18 protein-coding genes and 1 pseudogene are annotated in these 18615 nt (G+C 25.0%); 12 read left to right on the top strand and 7 right to left on the bottom strand.

What is annotated here, in order from left to right; genetic code table 11:
* Nucleotides 1-5 precede the first annotated feature (5 nt).
* Nucleotides 6-1763 carry an LTA synthase family protein gene (locus tag ACUN06_RS10100; protein WP_291734639.1) on the bottom strand — a complete coding sequence of 586 codons (1758 nt, stop codon included), beginning with the start codon at nucleotides 1761-1763 and terminating at the stop codon, nucleotides 6-8.
* Nucleotides 1764-1955: 192 nt separating this feature from the next.
* On the opposite strand from ACUN06_RS10100, the gene ACUN06_RS10095 reads away from it, so the two are divergent.
* From ACUN06_RS10095 to ACUN06_RS10080, 4 genes are all read left to right on the top strand, one after another.
* Nucleotides 1956-2195, top strand: coding sequence for a YgjV family protein (locus tag ACUN06_RS10095; protein ID WP_291734637.1), 240 nt, complete (start codon nucleotides 1956-1958; stop codon nucleotides 2193-2195).
* A 111-nt stretch (nucleotides 2196-2306) separates the two neighbouring features.
* Nucleotides 2307-3887: a MutS-related protein gene (locus ACUN06_RS10090; protein ID WP_440250725.1), complete on the top strand. Its 1581-nt coding sequence runs from the start codon at nucleotides 2307-2309 to the stop codon at nucleotides 3885-3887.
* 224 nt (nucleotides 3888-4111) lie between these two features.
* Nucleotides 4112-5185, top strand: a complete 1074-nt coding sequence (locus ACUN06_RS10085; protein WP_291734636.1) for a GDSL-type esterase/lipase family protein — start codon at nucleotides 4112-4114, stop codon at nucleotides 5183-5185.
* Between the two features lie 117 nt (nucleotides 5186-5302).
* Nucleotides 5303-5755, top strand: coding sequence for a hypothetical protein (locus tag ACUN06_RS10080; RefSeq protein WP_302739498.1), 453 nt, complete (start codon nucleotides 5303-5305; stop codon nucleotides 5753-5755).
* Between the two features lie 110 nt (nucleotides 5756-5865).
* Here ACUN06_RS10080 and ACUN06_RS10075 read toward each other — a convergent pair whose 3' ends face one another.
* Entirely contained in the window at nucleotides 5866-6603 is a 738-nt protein-coding gene (locus ACUN06_RS10075) for an NAD-dependent protein deacylase (protein WP_302538419.1), read from the bottom strand.
* Between the two features lie 330 nt (nucleotides 6604-6933).
* Between ACUN06_RS10075 and def the strand changes: the two genes are divergently transcribed.
* Nucleotides 6934-7398, top strand: coding sequence for a peptide deformylase (gene def / locus ACUN06_RS10070; protein ID WP_449389731.1), 465 nt, complete (start codon nucleotides 6934-6936; stop codon nucleotides 7396-7398).
* Nucleotides 7399-7454: 56 nt separating this feature from the next.
* On the opposite strand, the gene aspD is transcribed toward def, so the two are convergent.
* Together aspD and ACUN06_RS10060 are read right to left on the bottom strand one after the other, a co-directional pair.
* Nucleotides 7455-9071 carry an aspartate 4-decarboxylase gene (gene aspD, locus ACUN06_RS10065; protein ID WP_291734642.1) on the bottom strand — a complete coding sequence of 539 codons (1617 nt, stop codon included), beginning with the start codon at nucleotides 9069-9071 and terminating at the stop codon, nucleotides 7455-7457.
* Between the two features lie 243 nt (nucleotides 9072-9314).
* Entirely contained in the window at nucleotides 9315-10184 is an 870-nt protein-coding gene (locus tag ACUN06_RS10060) for a methionyl aminopeptidase (RefSeq protein WP_449389730.1), read from the bottom strand.
* A gap of 302 nt (nucleotides 10185-10486) precedes the next feature.
* Here ACUN06_RS10060 and ACUN06_RS10055 point away from each other — a divergent pair.
* Nucleotides 10487-10720, top strand: a pseudogene (locus ACUN06_RS10055) (helix-turn-helix domain-containing protein); the annotation flags it as partial.
* A gap of 61 nt (nucleotides 10721-10781) precedes the next feature.
* On the opposite strand, the gene istB reads toward ACUN06_RS10055, so the two are convergent.
* Nucleotides 10782-11546 carry an IS21-like element helper ATPase IstB gene (gene istB / locus ACUN06_RS10050; RefSeq protein WP_148325070.1) on the bottom strand — a complete coding sequence of 255 codons (765 nt, stop codon included), beginning with the start codon at nucleotides 11544-11546 and terminating at the stop codon, nucleotides 10782-10784.
* Between the two features lie 17 nt (nucleotides 11547-11563).
* Entirely contained in the window at nucleotides 11564-12766 is a 1203-nt protein-coding gene (gene istA / locus ACUN06_RS10045) for an IS21 family transposase (protein WP_370778846.1), read from the bottom strand.
* 75 nt (nucleotides 12767-12841) lie between these two features.
* On the opposite strand from istA, the gene ACUN06_RS10040 reads away from it, so the two are divergent.
* From ACUN06_RS10040 to ACUN06_RS10020, 5 genes are all read left to right on the top strand, one after another.
* A complete protein-coding gene (locus ACUN06_RS10040; RefSeq protein ID WP_449389729.1) occupies nucleotides 12842-13708 on the top strand; it encodes an RNA-guided endonuclease TnpB family protein in 867 nt (288 codons plus the stop codon).
* 201 nt (nucleotides 13709-13909) lie between these two features.
* Nucleotides 13910-14764, top strand: a complete 855-nt coding sequence (locus tag ACUN06_RS10035) for a nitroreductase family protein (RefSeq protein WP_291734784.1) — start codon at nucleotides 13910-13912, stop codon at nucleotides 14762-14764.
* Between the two features lie 169 nt (nucleotides 14765-14933).
* Nucleotides 14934-15125, top strand: a complete 192-nt coding sequence (locus ACUN06_RS10030; protein ID WP_294125647.1) for a hypothetical protein — start codon at nucleotides 14934-14936, stop codon at nucleotides 15123-15125.
* Between the two features lie 155 nt (nucleotides 15126-15280).
* Complete coding sequence (locus ACUN06_RS10025; RefSeq protein ID WP_291734781.1) at nucleotides 15281-15730, top strand: GNAT family N-acetyltransferase; 450 nt, start codon at nucleotides 15281-15283, stop codon at nucleotides 15728-15730.
* A 44-nt stretch (nucleotides 15731-15774) separates the two neighbouring features.
* Nucleotides 15775-16383 (top strand): DUF975 family protein, encoded by a 609-nt coding sequence (locus tag ACUN06_RS10020; RefSeq protein WP_291734780.1) that lies wholly within the window; start codon nucleotides 15775-15777, stop codon nucleotides 16381-16383.
* 499 nt (nucleotides 16384-16882) lie between these two features.
* Here the strand turns inward: ACUN06_RS10020 and ACUN06_RS10015 are convergent, their stop codons facing one another.
* A complete protein-coding gene (locus ACUN06_RS10015) occupies nucleotides 16883-17743 on the bottom strand; it encodes a S66 family peptidase (protein ID WP_449389728.1) in 861 nt (286 codons plus the stop codon).
* Between the two features lie 122 nt (nucleotides 17744-17865).
* Here ACUN06_RS10015 and ACUN06_RS10010 point away from each other — a divergent pair, with 122 nt between their 5' ends.
* A complete protein-coding gene (locus tag ACUN06_RS10010) occupies nucleotides 17866-18564 on the top strand; it encodes an MgtC/SapB family protein (protein WP_449389727.1) in 699 nt (232 codons plus the stop codon).
* Nucleotides 18565-18615: the final 51 nt, after the last annotated feature.

Below are 18615 nucleotides of genomic sequence, written 5' to 3'. Positions count from 1 at the left end.
GTATATTAATTAGTATTAGTTTCTATTTCATTACTATAGTTTTTGCCAATAACTCTATCATAAGTTATTAAATCAAGTTTATCATTTCTATTTTTAGAGCTTTGAATACTAGGTGAATAAAGAGGATAATCATTCATAATACTTTTCATTGCACTAGTAAATTTAGTATCCTTAGAATTAATAATATCAGTTAATACATAAGGAATATAAAAAGCAGAAATAGTTTTATCTTCTATATTTAAAATACTTGAATCATAATTGTTCCAAATAATATATTTTTGAGTATATATTAAATTAGAATTAGAATCGGAAACACCTAATTTGCCATAAACATCATCATCTGGTGTAAAGAATGGAAAATGATCTCCAACAAATACAAGAATAACTTCTTTATCAAAATTCTTAAGCCAATTAGTAAATTCTCTTAGTTGATTACTAGTTTCCTTAATTCCATTTAAATAATATGTTAGTTGATCTGAATCCTCAGAAGTTTTTTCATAATAAGGCTGATGATTTTGCATTGTAGTAGTAAATATATAATTTGGGCCATTATTTGATTGAAGTGTTGATTTTATTTGATTAAAAACAGATTCATCTGAAATATATCTTCTAAAATTATTGCTTTTTACTGTCATATTATCATCAAAATATAAGTTATCAAAACTATATTCAGGATAAAGTGTTTCTCTATCATAAAAAGTTTTACTAAAAGGATGTATATAAGTTGTAGAATAACCTAAGTTTTTAAAATATCTAGGAAAACTATCAATTATATATTGTTTTTTTAATAAGTTTTGGGGTACAGAAGGTGTATTTATTGCATAGGTTGGAAGACCTGTTAATAACTCGAATTCAGTACGAGTAGTATATCCTCCAAAGGTTGGTACAATACAGTGTCCCATAAATCCTTCTTTAGCAACCTCATCAAAACCAGAATAAATATCATCACTTATATTAAGAGAATTAAATACTCTAAAATCGCTAAATGATTCAGACATTATAAATATAACATTAGGTTTATTATCATCAGATTCAGTTGAAGCAAAATCATTACTTTCAGAAGATAATAAGTCATTAATAGAATTATAACTATAATCTTCTGGAGGATTAATTATATCAGTTAAGTTTTCTGACGTTGTTTTTGTTAAATATGGTAAAAAACCTATATCACTAAATTGTTCATTACTTTCTAAAATATTAGTTGCAACAGTAGTTTTAATTTCAAAAACAGAAAATACTTTTGCAGAAATAGAAGTTGTTAGTATTATTGTAATTATGAAAGTTATAATAGTACTAAAATATATTCTTTTCTTTAATGAAAAATCAAGTATTAAATTATATTTAGATGTTAAAAATATATATAAAATTAAAATTATAAAATTCAGAACTAGTGGATAAGTAATTTTTAAAGATGCAAATTTTCCAACATCACTTAAATTTTTAGTCATTAATAAATCACTTATAACTAAATGACTTCCACTTGTTTTATATTTAAAGTATTCTACACAAGATAAAATATAAAATATTCCACCGTGGATAGACATAGAAATATAAGCTTTTTTAAATATAAGAATAATAAGTAAAAATAGTATTGTAGATATTAGTATATTAAACAATAATATATTGGGTTTACTTGTTAAAAACTTTATTGTACCATAAAAGTTTTGACAAATATTATATTCTAATAAAATAGATATCATTAATGGATATAAAATAACCAGTAAATATTTAAATATATTATTAAAGTTAATTTTAATTTTCATTATAAAATGATTACTCCCTTCTAAAATAAAAAAAGAATTTTTTTGTATTTATAGTATAAAATACATTATATACTTAAATAGGGAATTTTGTAATTATCTTAAGAGAATATTAAGAGAATTTTAATTGAATAAATATCTTTTATTATTAATTTATAGAAAAGAACAATAATTAAATAAAGGAGAAGTGTTTTTATGATTGAAATACCATTTATTGAATGGGTTGGATATGCAGCCTCAATAATGATTGCAATATCATTATTAATGACTGATATATTGAAACTTAGAATTATAAATTCTATTGGATGTGTTTTATTTGTAATTTATGGATTTTCAGTAAAAGCTTATCCAGTAGGAGTAATTAATGCATTTATATTTTTGGTAAACATATTTTATATATTTAAGTTTTTTAAAAATAAAAATAAACGTCTTTAAGATTTAAAATCTTATAGATGTTTATTTTTATTTTTATAATTATTAAGTATAATAAAAATAAGCTTATTATTTAATAAAAATATTTAGTTTAAGAAGAAAAAGAGGTGTAAAATGAGCAATTTAATGGATTATATATTAGGATTATATGATATGATGAAACAAGATTTTGGAGAAGAAAGAAAAAAGAAAAGAAATTTTAAATATATAAGAACATATTTTGATATGGAAGAACATGATGATTATACAATAGATGATCAAACATGGAATGATTTTAATATGGATGAGATATTTAAAAAGTTAGATAGAACATATAGTAGTGCAGGAGAAGCAATATTATATAAAATGCTTAGAAATCCATTGCATGATAAGAAAAGTTTAGAGAAAAGAGATCAAATTATTGAAGAGTTAAGAAATGATAGTGATTTAAGAACAAAACTTCAAATGATTTATTTTAAGCTTGGATATGATAAGAAAAATACTTTTTTTGATATGATAATGGAAACTCTAGAAGTTAACAAAAATAAATATTACTTATATTTATTTTTTGGAAGAATATTAATGATAGGAACAATAGTACTATCTATATTACTTAAACAGCCATATTTATTACTTGCAACATTTTGCTTATTATGGATTAATGTATTTATTAACGATAAGGAAAGAAAAAATGTCAAATCTCAAGGCTTATTGTATTTAAGAAATCTAATAGTAGCTGCTAAAAAGATTAAAAAAATAAATAATCCTAAAATAAAAAATTATTGTGATGAAATAGAAAAATTATTAAAAGAATTGAAAGCTATTGATAAAGCGACAGTTTCTATACATTTAGCTAATATGGGAGGAGGAGTTTTTGAAGTATTTACTATACCATTTTTATTAGAAGAAACATCTTTTTATAAGGTAGCAGCATTGTTAGAAGAAAAGAAAGAAGAAATTTTAGACTTATATTATTTATTAGGAGAAATTGAAAGCTATATTTCTATTGCTTCTTATAAGGAAGAAATAAAAGGAAAATATACAAAACCAATATTTATAGACAAGATTAATATTGATATAGTAGATGGTATTCATCCATTAGTAAAAGATGCTGTTCCAAATTCAATTAAATTTAATAAAAGAGGTATTGTTTTAACAGGAACAAATATGTCAGGAAAATCTACTTTTTTAAGAATGATAGGGTTAAATATGATATTTGCTCAAACATTTAATTTTACACTAGCTAAAAAATACGAATCATGTTTTTTTAATATAGTGTCATCTATAAGTCCAAGTGATGATGTTATGGTAGGAAAAAGTTTTTATATGGCTGAAGCAGAAGCATTATTAAGAATTATTAAAGCATTAGAATTAAATATACCTGTATTTTGTCCTATTGATGAGATATTTAGAGGAACAAATCCAATTGAAAGAATTTCAGCATCAGCAGAAATTCTTAAATATATAAATAGTAAGAAAAGTATATCTATAGTGGCAACTCATGATAGAGAACTTACAGAAATACTTAAAGATAATTATGAATTCTTTTATTTTAGCGAAAAGGTAGATAATGCAGGACTAAAATTTGATTATAAATTAAAAAAGGGTATATCTAAAACCCGTAATGCAATTAAATTATTAGATTTTATTGGATATCCAAAAGAAATAATTAAAAGCTCCTACGAAAGAGCAGAAGATTTAGAAAAATATATGTAAGATAAAAAGGTTATAAAGGTTAATTTTATTAGCTTTTATAATCTTTTTTATTATAGGGTAAATTATTTTTAATTTATAATTATGTAGAATATTTAAATATTCTAAATTAAAAGGGAAAAATATGAAGGAAAGTTTTGGAAAAAATTACCTAAAAAAACTATAATTTTAGGCAAAAAGATATATAATAAATATATGGGGTTTTTTATGAAGGGATGGGTTTATAAATGAAAATAGCTAAATTTAAAGTGATATCTGTAGTAACTATGATAATAATGATTTTAATTATTCCAACTTTAATTGGAATTAAAGCAACAAATACAAATAAAATAATTAATAAATATATAGTACTTGGTGATGATGTTTCATTTGAATCTGAAAATTGTTATGAAGTATCTTATGTAACATTAATAAAAGATTTTTTTAAAGCTATAAATTCAAATTTAAATTATAGGAATTTAAGTGAAAAATCAATGACATCTTCAGATTTGTTAAATTTAATAAACTTAAAAAAAAATGAAATAAAGAATGCAGATTTAATTGTTCTTTCAATTGGAGTTAATAATGTATTAAATACTGTAATTCAAAAATTATGTAATGAGCTTGATTTAAATATTGAATCTTTAAAAAATTATGATGAAACAACATTTGATTTAATTATAGGAAAATATTTAAATGGTGAAGAAATTAATTTAGAAGTTGCAAAGGAAATTGAAAAATTTGAAAAAGATTTTCCAAATATAATAGATAATATAAAAAATTTATCACCAAATGCAGAAATTTATGTTAATACAGTGTATAATCCAATAAATAAAAAAGGAAGTATTTATGAATATTTTAATGAAAGGATAAAATCTATAAATGAAGTAATTACAAAATATTATAATAAATATAATTATAAAGTTATTGATTGTTATAATATTTTAAATAGTGATGAAAAGTTGAATTTTCAAATTGAAAACAATCAATTTAAGATTTATTCAAGTAAAGCAGGACATGCTATGATGGCAACTCAAGTAATTTCGGATTATGAAGATTATGCATCTTTAAAAGTTAATAAAATTACAACATCAAGTGATAATATAAAGGGAAAAACAGTTCCTAATAGTAATATAATAGTTGTATCTCAAAAAGGAACAGTAGGAACAGCACAAGCTGATAAAAATGGAAAATTTGAAGTTAAGATACCAACTATGATTTCAGGAACAAGTTTAGAAATATTAGTTTATGATGATAATATTTTTTCAATTTTATACAAATTTCAGAAGGTTATGGTTAGGAAGTCTTTATTTACATCTTAGTTAATAAAGTAGAATTCATATGGACAAATTATATTTTTCTTTTAATATGGTAATACTAAATCTGAAATACTTAGGAGTAATTATAAGAAACTAAAGACAATATTGGAGGAAAAATTTATGAAGAAAAAAGTTATATCATTATTGATTTGTTCTGCATTAATGATGGTTGAAGGCGTTACTTATGCTCAAACTATTGCAAGTGAACCTAGTAACAACTCAAAAATAGAATCATCTGCAGAAGAAAAAGAACAAAAGAAATCTAAGGAAACTTCTGAAGAAGCAGAAGAAAAATCTTCTGAAGATAAGTGCAAAAAAACTTCTCAAGATGATATAGAAGAAACTTCTTCAAATCCTTGCAAGAAGAAAGAAAAAGAAGAAAAGAAAAAGAAAGAAAAAGAAGATAAAAAATACAAGGATAATAAGAAAGAGGAAAAGAAAAAAGAAGAAACTAAGTGTAAAAATGAATCAAAAAAGGATGAATCCAAAGAAGAAAACAAAAATAAATGTAAGTGCAGAGAAGAAGAAAAATCTGATAAAATAGAAAATTCTTCAGAAAATTCTACACAATAATATAAATAAAGAAGCAATAGATTCCAATTTAAATTATTAGAACCTATTGCTTCTTTATTTATAAGTGAAAATATATATTTACAGGCTCTTATAAAGTTTTTTACAGAACTTTATAGTTCATTAACAGCTTGTGCTAAAACTTTACCAATAGCATCATGAATAACAAGGTTTGCTTTATTATCAGCAGAAGTTGAACTCTTATTAATTAAAACAATATTTTTACCTCTAAAATAATCGATAAGTCCAGCAGCAGGATAAACAACTAAGGAAGTTCCTCCTATAATTAATGTATCTGCATTAGCTATAGCATTTACTGCACCTCTAATAGTAGAATCATCTAATCCTTCTTCATAAAGAATTACATCAGGTTTAACTTTACCGCCACACTTAGGGCAAGTAGGTATTCCTTCAGATTCTAAAATAAATTTTTCATCATAAAAAGCATGACATTTCATGCAATAATTTCTAAGAACAGATCCATGAAGTTCATAAACATTTTTAGAACCAGCAGCTTGATGTAAGCCATCAATGTTTTGAGTGACTACAGCTTTAACTTTACCCATTTTTTCAAGTTTAGCTAAAGCTATGTGGGCAGCATTAGGTTTAGCATCTGGATATATTAATTTTTCTTTATAAAATTTAAAAAATTCTTCAGGATATCTCATATACATTGTATGTGAAACAAGTTGTTCAGGAGTAAGATTTATTTTTAATTTTTCACTCCATAAGCCATTAGCACTTCTAAAGTCTGGTATATTACTTTCAGTACTTACGCCAGCTCCTCCAAAGAAAACTATATTATTACTATCTTTAAGTATTTTAGTTAATTTACTTATTTGGGTATTCATAATGAAATCATCTCCATAAAAACTATATTATAGTTATATTATGGCACAAATTAATAGAGAATAGAATTATAATAGAAAAGAAGATTTATATTTTATTATAATATAATTTATAAATATAGAACAAAGGGAGATATTGTTGACTAGGAAGCAAGTAGGGGCGATAACTTTTAAAAGATAAAAGAGAAGTCTACTTTAAATTAAGATTTAAAAGGCGATAAAATATGACAGAATTTTGGAATAATCTTTGAATCAGCAACTGATGTTTTATTTTCATATTTATATTAAAGATGAGTAATATATAATGAATAAATAAAGTTTGAGGTGGAAAAATTGGCAATAAGACAAATAAGATATGAAGGTGATGATATCTTAAGGAAAAAGTGTAAAAGGGTAGAAGAAGTAAATGATCATATAAGAATGCTATTAGATGATATGTTAGATACACTTCATAATACAAAGGATGGAGCAGCAATTGCAGCTCCACAAGTTGGAATAGTACAAAGACTTGTAGTAATAGATATGGGAAATGGAGTAATTAAGTTAATAAATCCTGAAATAATAGAGGAAAAGGGAATTCAAGAATGTGTAGAAGGATGCTTAAGTATTCCTAATAAGTATGGGAATACACTTAGACCTAAAAAAGTTATTATAAAGGCTTTGGATGAAAATGGAAAAGAAATAACTTTAACAGGAAGAGGGGAAATGGCAAAATGTTTTTGTCATGAAATAGACCATTTAAATGGAATTCTTTTTAGTGATAAGGTTACAAAATGGTTAAAATTAAAGGATAAGTAGTGTAAAAAAAGCGTAGTATAAGATAAAAATCAAATACTACGCTAATATATTATTTATTATTTTGAAGCTTCCCATTTAAGTTTTAAATCGTTAAATGTAGCTCTTAAAATTTTACCTATTTCAATGTAACTTTCGTCATTTAAGTTGGCAAGTGATACTCTTAATCCCCATCTACAAGATGCAAATCCATCTCCATTTAATAATATGATAGAATGATCATTAGCTAAATTATAAAGTATATCAAAAGGAGTATAGTTTTTTTCTATAAACTTAGAAAAGTCCTCTCCACATTCAATTTTAGCCCAATCTAACATATTTATTTCTGTATAGTAAGAAGCATAATGAGGATCATTGAATACAGTAAGTTCTAATCCTTCACATAATAATGATTTACGTCTTCTACAAATTTCTTTAGTTAAGTTTTTGTAATTATCTTTTTCATCAGTTAAAGCAAATCCACAGAAAAATGCCATTTGTACTTGTTGAGGAGTTGAAAGACCAGCAGTATGATTTAAGGCAACTTGTCTACTATCAGCAACAATTCTATCAATGAAAGATAAGCTTTCTGGAGTGTAAGATAAATGACAGTAACGTTTATTTAAGTTTTCCTTATGAACTTCTGGAAGTTCGCTTATAAGTTTATTATAAATATTATTTTCATTTAATAATATTGCACCAAGTCTCCAACCTGTTACTCCAAAATATTTTGATAATGAATAAACACCAATAGTATTGTAAGGTAAGTAACTAATTACAGATTTGAAGTTATTTACAAATGTACAATAAACATCATCAGTGACAATCATTAAGTTAGGATTATGGTTTTCTACTATATTTTTTAATGTACTCATGCAAGTATCATTTAAAGCAACAGAAGCAGGATTATTTGGGTTTACTATAAAAACAGCTTTAATGTTTGTATCTTTTAATTTATTTAGGTCCTCTTCAGTATATTGATAAGTAGGAAGTCCATTTTCATCTACTTCATTAGCGTGTATATTAATTACATCAAAATTATAATGCGGTAAATGAGGTATTTCTAAATAAGGAGTGAATATTGGTGTCATAAGTGCTATTTTATCATCTTTATTTAAAAGATGATTTTTTTCAAGAGAATCAAAGATATAACACATTGCAGCTGTTCCACCTTCTACTCCAAATACATCAAAATTACCTTCAAATTCTGTATCACCACATAATTCTTTTAGTAAATATTTGTTTGTGATTTTTTCAATATGTACTAGCATTCTATCAGGAACTGGGTAATTATCTCCTATAATTCCATCAGTTAGCTCAAAAACCCATTCATCTTCATTAAAACCAAGAGTATTAACACCGTATTCATAAATTTTATTTATTAAGTTAATACCAGGTAATGATGGATTAGATTTTATGTAATCTAATAATCTTTTAGCTATACCATCTTTTTGAACCATTCCAGCTAAATCACCAATATTTAAAGAGCGTTGAGTTTCTAAAACAGCAAATTGGCCAAATGTAAAAAAGGCTTGTCTAGGTGTTGCAGCTGTCCAGTTAGGATTACCTCTACCAGCATCTAAGATTTTATTATTATTTAAATAAGCTAATTGTAGTAATTTATCTTTAAATTCAAATGGGCTTACTTTCCCATAAATATTTTTTAATTTTTCTTTTGTTAGACTTATATCCACTATGAATGTCTCCTTTCAGGATGTATAAATATTGAAATATTTCTTGCAAGTATTAATTTTATAGTATATTTATTAAAATTAAAAGAGAAAAAATAAGTTTTAATAAAATAATAAAATAAATTAAAATATAAAGGTTATAAATGATAAATTATTAAAATATTTAATGTAAAAATATTATAATAATAAAAGAATGTATATGGAGTTTAAATTGAATATATAAAAAAGTACACTTGAAAGTGTACTTTTTTAGTGTGTTAAAATTTCAACACCATTTTCTGTAACTAAGACTGTATATTCCCATTGTGCTGAAGGATATCCATCTTCAGTTAAAGTAGTCCAACCATCATCAGAATCTATGAAGATATCTGGTTTACCCATATTTATCATAGGTTCAATAGTAAATACCATTCCAGGAACTAATAACATTCCAGTATTTTTTTTACCTACATGTGAAACAAATGGTGTTTCATGGAATTCTAAACCTATACCATGACCGCCGAATTCTCTAACTACAGAATATCCATTTGATTCAGCATGAGTTTGAACAGCTTCAGCAATATCTCCTAGGAAGCCCCAAGGCTTTGCTGATTCTAAACCTTTATCTAAGCATTCCTTTGCAACTCTAACTAGTTTTTCTAAATCAGGATGAACTGTTCCAATTTTAAACATTCTAGAAGCATCAGAAAAATAGCCATTATATATAGTAGAAACATCTACATTTATTATATCACCATCTTCTAAAATAACATCTTCACTAGGTATTCCATGGCATACTTCATCATTTAAAGAAGTACAAACACTTTTTGGGTAGCCTTGAAAATTTAATGGAGCAGGTATAGCACCTTGAGATATTGTAAAATCATGAACTATAGTGTTAATTTCTTCAGTAGACATTCCAGCCTTAATTTTACTACTTACTAAATCTAAAACTGCAGTATTTATAGCTGCACTTTCCTTAATTTTTTCTATTTGTTCTGGAGTTTTTATAATACTTCTTGGAGGAACAATATGACCTTTTAACTTATATGAATGTATTTTTTCGTCAAAGGCTAAGTGACAATTTTTATATTTTTTATTACTGCCGCACCAGCAGTGATTATTTCTGCTTAAATTCATTTATTTTATCTCCTTGTAATATTTCTTTTATTTAATTTTATTATATTACTTTATTGTAAAAAAATAAAACTATTAATATAATACTAAGATATAAAATTAAAAAAATAATCAATATTATTGTAAAAATAAACAATGAATTTTAACCTTAATGTGCGAAATTCTCCCATCTTCTATAAGTGGGAGATGGATAGCACTTGACGATAGTCAACAAGAGTAGTATGTTGTAATCAATAGTAATTAACTACTGGTGGAGCACCTATTGAAGTGGTAAGAAAATACATTGAGAATCAAGGGGTAAAATAATGCTTAAAGCTTATAAATATAGATTATATCCTAATTTAGAACAAAGAGAATATTTAGTTAAAACATTTGGGTGTACTAGATTTATATATAATAAAATGTTAGCTGATAAAATTGAGTATTATAAAGAAACTGGCGAAATGTTAAAAAATACACCTGCACAATATAAAAAAGAATTTGAATGGCTAAAAGAAGTTGACTCGTTAGCGTTAGCTAATGCTCAACAAAACTTAGAATGTAAATGTCAATATATTTTTGTATAAAAAGTGGAAAATAATTATGTACAATAATTAGAATTTACATCTTAGTCAAAGAGCTTTCTAAATGTTCTAATTTTGATTTAGTTCTATAAGAAGGTCCTTTTACAGATATAATATGAGAGTGATGTAAAAGTCTATCTAATATCGCATTTGCGATAACAGAATTTCCAAAAATATCAGACCATTTAGAAAAATTAGTATTAGTAGTTATTATTGTACAATGTTTTTCATATCTTTTAGATATTAATTGAAAGAAAAGATTTGCTGCATCAATATCTATAGGTAAATATCCTATTTCATCTATTATTAAAATCTTATATTTACAAAAATGACGAAGTCTTATATCTAATCTATTTTCAGATAAAGCTTTCTTTAATTGAGAAATTAAATCCTGAAAAGATATAAAATATGTTGAATATCGATGCTTAGCACATTCTATTCCAATAGAGGTCGCCAGGTGGGTTTTACCCACGCCGGATGATCCTACAAATAATATATTTTCTTTATTTTCTATAAATCTTAAAGTCATTAAATCAAGTATCTGCTGCTTATTTATTGCAGGTTGAAAATCAAAATCAAAATCTGTAACTTCCTTTAAAAATGGAAAGTTAGCAACTTTTACACATGCCTGCATAGCTCTATCAGATTTTGCATTAATTTCTAAATTACTTAACTCATAAAGAGCATCAACAATACTTTTATTTCCAGAGTTAATTAGATCTATATATTTATCAATACTAGCTTTGATATTAAGCAATCCTAACTCCTCAAGATTATTTAGTAATTTAACATAGTTATTCATATTATCCTCCTATTTAATTATAAAAAAGCATCAAACTGTTTTAAATTAGCTTCCGCTAGCGATTCTATATCATCCGTACTCTTATTTTTTAACACTGATCCTAAAATTTCTTTATAATCACACTCATTATAATTAATCTTATTATCACTTAATTGATGTGTTGAAATTAAATCTGTGTTAAAATATATTTGTAATTCTTTATCTATTCTTCTAAGAGTTACAGATTTACCTATATATTTAGGTGGTACAGAGTATTTACTTCCTTTATAAGTTATTAGTGAATCCTTATGAACTTTGGTTTGACGGTCGTAGTTCATATAGGATTCTATGATATGATTACTTGGTAAGGGAAGTAGATACTCCTTTTCTTTTTGAAATAATAATATAGGTGGAATGTTAGTTGCTTGGTTTGGTGCTTGATTAACCTTAGAATTTATTCTTTGAAGCAGTTCAATGATGTCTGATTCATTTTCAAATTCTCCATCATAAGGTAATATCCATTCTACAAATTTATTTGCAGATTCTACTTTTCCTTTGGTATAAGAATGCCTTGGTTTACACAATGTAATTTTAAATCCAAAGTCATCCGCAAAAGCTTTTAGCTTGCTATTTATTTTTCTTCCATCTTTAGTTATATCAACAACTGTTTTCATATTGTCAAATAAAATTTCCTTAGGAACACCTCCTGTCATTTTAAAAGATTCTATTAGGCTTTCAAATACATCTTGTTGTGTTTTATTTTTTTTATAAGTAAAACAACAGAATCTTGAATTTCCTAACTTATAAGAAAATACATTGAAAATAAAAACTTCACCATATTTTGAAGTTAACTTAATATCTTCCTTCCAATCAACTTGGGCTTGCTTGCCAGGCGGTGTTTCGAATCTAGCATGTCCTCTTATGGCTTTCTTTGGTTTCAGGTTTTTAAGTTTTACATATTTATTAAAATTTGAATAAGTTCCTATATCACCATATTTATCTTTAAAATATTGATATACTCCATTTATCGTAACGCCATTTATGGCAAGCTTTTCCTTTATTTCAATATAATATTGATCCAATCTACTACTTTTATTTCTAGTTTTTGATTTACCTTCATATCCCTCATAATATTTCTTCACAGTTCTTCGATCTAAATCATATTCTCTAGCTAACTCTGAAAAGTTAGGTTTAATATTCATAGATTTTAATATAGTTAATTGACCTTGTAAATTCATAATCATTAGTATCCCTCCCATAAATAGGATATAACTAATGATCATTTTTGTACATTTTTATTTTCCATTTTCTGTTCATTGTTATATTATCATTTACACTTAGAAAAAGCTTATAAAAATTTTTTTAGAGATAAGTCTATAGGTTTTCCTAAGTTCAAGTCTAAGAAAACTAATTACTATAGTTATACTACTAATAATCAAAAAGGAACTGTATATATTGAAAATAATCATGTAAAAATACCAAAACTAAAAACTATGATAAAAATAAAATATCATAGAGAATTTACTGGGACTATAAAAAGTTGCACAGTATCTAAAACTCCAAGTAATAAATATTTTATATCTATATTAGTGGATACTGAAAATAAAACATTACCTAAAGTTGATAAGAAAATAGGTGTAGATGTTGGACTTAAAGAGTTTGCAATATGTAGTGATGGGTACAGGGTAGCAAATCCAAAATATCTAAGAAAGTCAGAAAAGAGATTAATTAAACTACAAAAGGATTTGTCAAGAAAACAAAAGGGAAGTAACAATAGATACAAAGCAAGATTGAAGGTTGCTAAATTACATGAGAAGATAACTAATCAACGTAAAGATTTTTTACACAAATTATCTACTAAGCTAATAAGAGAAAACCAATCTATAGCTATAGAAGATTTGAGAGTAAAAAATATGCTTAAAAATAACAAGTTATCAAAAGCAATTAGTGAAGTTAGTTGGTATGAATTTAGAACAATGTTAGAGTATAAAGCAGATTGGTGCGGAAGAACTATCGTAGTTGCTACAACTAATTATGCTAGTAGCCAACTATGTTCAGAATGTGGTTATAAGAATATTGATGTAAAAAACTTAGCATTGAGAGTGTGGACTTGTCCAGAATGTGGTACAAAACACGATAGAGATATAAATGCAAGTAAAAACTTACTAAAATTAGTAATATAATTTTGGTATTATCTTGAGGTAGGAACTACCTTGTAAGCTTGGGTAAACTTGTACCGTTAGGTATATTGACCAAGAAGCTCCCACTTCTATAAGTGGAGAGTAGTTCACTAATATGAAAAATAAATGAATAAAAATAAGAATAAAGATTAATATTATTTATATGTAAATTTTTATAAGAAGCATTAAAAGGGGGAGAAGTATGTGAATAATAAATTTATATATAATGAATCTATAAATGAAATAATAAAAAGAAGAAAATCTGTTAGAACCTATAAAACAGATGAAGTTTCTAATGAAACAATAGAAAAGTTAAATAAATATATTGAAAAATTAAATGGAGTATTTAATAAAAGTGTAATATTTAAGATACTTGATTCAAATGAACATATTAATGGTGCAAGATTAGGAACATATGGAGTAATAAAGGGAGCAAGTAAATTCATAGCAGTAAAAATAAATAATGATGATGAAAGTTTAATAGAGTTAGGGTATAAAATGGAGGAATTAATACTATATGCTACATCATTAGGATTAGGAACTTGTTGGATTGGAGGAACATTTAAAAAAGGGCAATTTGCTAAAGCTATGGAAGTTAATCAGGAAGAAATTTTACCTATAATATCACCAATAGGATATGAGAGCGAAAATAAAAGTTTTTTAGAAAAGACAATGAAAAAGGTTTCACATTGTAATTATAGAAAACCATGGAATGAAATATTCTTCTTTAGAGATTTTACTTGTCCACTAACAGAACATACTACTTTAGATGAATTTAAGGATGTTTTAGAAAATGTAAGATTAGCACCGTCAGCATTAAATAAGCAACCATGGAGAATAGTGAAGCAAGGAGAAAATTTTCATTTTTTTATTTCTAATGATAAAGAGGAAGAAAAAAATTTATATAATATAAAAAATATAGATATAGGAATTGCAATGTGTCATTTTGATTTAACTTGCAAGGAAAAGGGAATTAAAGGAGAATTTAAAATAGTAAATCCACATATAAGTCAAATTCCAAAGCATTATAAATATATAATTACATGGATAAAAGAGTAATTACTAATAGAATAGAATTACAAAAATTATATTAAAAATGATTTTATTATGAAGTTAACTTATAATTATATAGTACATTTTTATAAATGTTATCAAATTAATTTATGTATTTAAAGTTTAAAAATGGAGAAAATAATTTTAGAATTATTTATACATTGGAGGGCTTTATATGGCATTTGAAAAACTTGAAAATAAAATTAAAAGAATTAATAAAAAAATTAAACAAGGAAGATTATCTCAAGAAGTTGCAGATGAAATAAGTAATGTAATGAGTGAAATTGAAGATTTAGGAGATGAAGCTAAAAGTAAATTTAAAGATGCAGTGGATACTATGAAAAAATCTATTAAAAAAATGAAGTAGATTTAAAATATTAAATATATTTACAAAAAACTTATAAGTTAAATGGTGAATAAATACATATAACTTATAAGTTTTTTGTATTAATAGTTATTATATTATATAATATTAGAAAAAGTTAACTTAGTAAAATAATATTAATGAAAGAGGAGAATAAGATGAATATAAGAAAAGCATTAAACAAGGATATAGATGTAATAGCAAGATATAATTATAATTTAGCGTATGAAACTGAAAATAAAATATTAGATATGAATATTTTAACAAAGGGGGTAGAAGCAATAATAAAGGATGAAAATAAGGGGATATATCATGTATGTGAAATTAATGGTGAAGTAGTTGGACAAATTATGTATACATTTGAATGGAGTGATTGGAGAAATGGGACATTCTTATGGATTCAAAGTGTTTATGTTAATAAGGAATTTAGAGGAATGGGAGTATTTAAAGCATTATATAAATTTATAAGAGATATTGCAGATAATGATAATAATATTTGTGGAATAAGGTTATATGTAGAAAAAGAAAATACAATAGCTAAAAAAACATATAAAAATATAGGTATGAAAGAATGCAATTATTATATTTATGAGTATGATAAAGAATAAATTTTTTTAAAATCATATATAAATAAAAGAAGGAGGGAAGAGAAATGAGTACAGGGGAATTAAAGGTAAATGCAAGGGAACAATTAAGGGGGTACTGGGCTGTTGCAGTTGGAACAGTATTAGTTGCAACTATATTAATTGACTCAGGCGCATTATACAAGGTTAGTGAATATTTTGATATGGCTGAAATAGGTATATCATGCAATTTGATAGCTTTATTTCTTGGGGGTGTTATTTCAACAGGACTTTGTAAATTTTTATTGGATATAGCTACTAAAGGGCAAGAACCAAAGTTTAAAACATTATTTTCTCAATTTAATATTTATTTAAAGACATTAGGATTAAACATAATAATTTATTTATCTATAGCAATAGGATATATACTTTTTATAATTCCAGGAATAATTATATCACTTATGTTTTCACAAGCTTATTATATTTTAGCTGAGGATAACAGCAAATCCATTAATCAATGCTTAAGTGAAAGTGTTGAAATGATGAAAGGTTATAAGTGGGATTTATTTTGTTTAGAATTATCTTTCATTGGATGGTGGATAATTGTAGCATTAACATTCGGAATTGCTAGTTTGTGGGTATCACCATATGTTAAAGTAACAGAAACTAATTTTTATTTAAATATAAAGAATAAATAATTTATAAAAGTCTAAGCTATTCCTAGTTAAGGAAAATTTACTAGGTATAGCTTAGTTTTATTTTATAAGTAAAATCACTAATTATTAATACATTTTATATTAAATAATTAATGTATAAATTAGAGTTTTAATTTAGTATAATTTAAAATTAATAGGAAGTTAAACTGTATTATTAAATTAAGGGGAAGTTTAATTATGGGTGATTATAGAGATGCATGCGATAATGGGATTTGTTTATTAATAAGTAAAATTATATATTTATTTATAACTAATATATGTTTTTTAATAACTATTTATCCAGTTATTTTGTATTTTTTAGTTCGGGCAAAAATTTATCAATTCCAATATTAACTTTTGTAGGAATATTAATAGAACCAGTATTATCTACTATGTTTTCTGTTGTTGGAAATAAAAAAAATTTTTCTAAAAGTCTATACTTGTTTTTTTTAGTTAAAAAGGAGCTATGTACTAATTATTTAGTGCAACAGCTCCTTTAAATTTAGTTAAGTATAATATTTTTACCAATTATTAAACATTTAGAGGTACTACCATGACCTATATCTTCAGTTTTAGCAATAGGTAAATTAGGATTATCTATTACTTTTACTAATAATTCTTCAATAGTAGGGGAAATGTTGTTTTCTTGCATTTTAGTAAATGTACCTAATAAAATGCCACGAACTTTGCTAAATACACCCATTTGCTTCAATTGATTAAAAAAAGCTGACATAAGAGCAGCTTCTCCGCCCATACTTTCTAAAAATAAAATTTTATCTGTAAAGTCAGGCATATATTTTGTTCCAGCTAATTTTAAAAGGCAACGAATATTACCACCTACAGTTATTCCACTTAAACTTTCACCTTGAATAAATTTATAAGAAAAATTAAATAAATCATTTGTATCAGTAAGTAAACTATTACTAAAGTTAGTTAATTGATTTTTGCTATCAGAATAAATAAGATTTCTTATTTGATAAAGATAGACAGGATTATTAGTTTGGGAATAAACACTATTTAAAACAGTAGTTAAATCACTATAGCCAAATATAGGCTTAGGATTTTTAGCTATAAATTCATAATCTAAGTAATCTAAAACTTCATTTGCTAAATCACCGCCAGAAATATCAAATATGGCTTTTATTTTAGGATTTTTATATAAATCCATAAAAGCTTTTCCTTTATCTTTTGACGAGCCATTAAATGGTAGATTAAATGAATAAATATATTCACTTAAAATAGGATTTAGCCCTAAATCTTTCAATGTTTTAATAAGAAGTTCAATTTGAGGTTTATTTAATAATGGCTGTCCATTAGAACAAGCAACAATAGCAATATTATCATTTATATTTAGTAAAGACATAATCTTCTCCTTTAATTAAATTAGTTTATATTATAGTATCACTGATGATTATAAACTTCAAATTAGGATTTTAAGAAATATATGTATTTAATTAGAATAATATTTAGGGGAGGGGATTTTATGTGGTTAAGGAAATAGTTATATACTTAGAAGATTTAAATTTTATTTCAATTTTTTTAAGAGTTTTAATGGCAGTTATTTTTGGAGGAATAATTGGATATGGAAGAGAACGAGAAAAAAGGCCTGCAGGTCTTAGAACACATATACTTGTGTCTGTTGGAGCAACACTTGCAATGATAACTAATATATATTTACATAAGATATATAATGGGGAAACAGATTTATCAAGACTAGGAGCTCAAGTTATAAGTGGAATTGGTTTTTTAGGTGCTGGAACTATTATAGTAACAGGTAAAAACAAAGTAAGGGGATTAACAACTGCAGCAGGGCTTTGGGCATGTGCATGTATGGGATTAGCAATAGGTGCTGGATTTTATTCAGGAGCAATTATTGGCTGTTTAGTAATTGCAGCAGTTACTGTAGCACTTGCTAATATTGATAGGAAAATTAATAGAAAGTCTCGAAATATAACTTTATATATTCTTGTTAACTCAACAAAGGCAGTTTCTAATTTATTAAAAGAAATACAAAGTAAAAATATAAAAATACGTGATATAGAAATAAGTAATAATAATGTAACATCTAATGAGATAATAGGTATTTTAATTGGACTTAAGATATCAAGAGATGTATGTCCTAGGAATTTTATAGAATCTATTAGCAATAAAGATGAAGTTATTTTTTTTCAGGAAATAAACTAATTAAAAAGGTATTATTAATTAAGATAAAGAATAAGTTATTTGTATTCTAAT

Source organism: Clostridium sp. ETTB3 (assembly GCF_053571985.1).
Note: the sequence above shows the minus strand (reverse complement) of the source record. Positions and strands in the feature narration are given on the sequence as shown.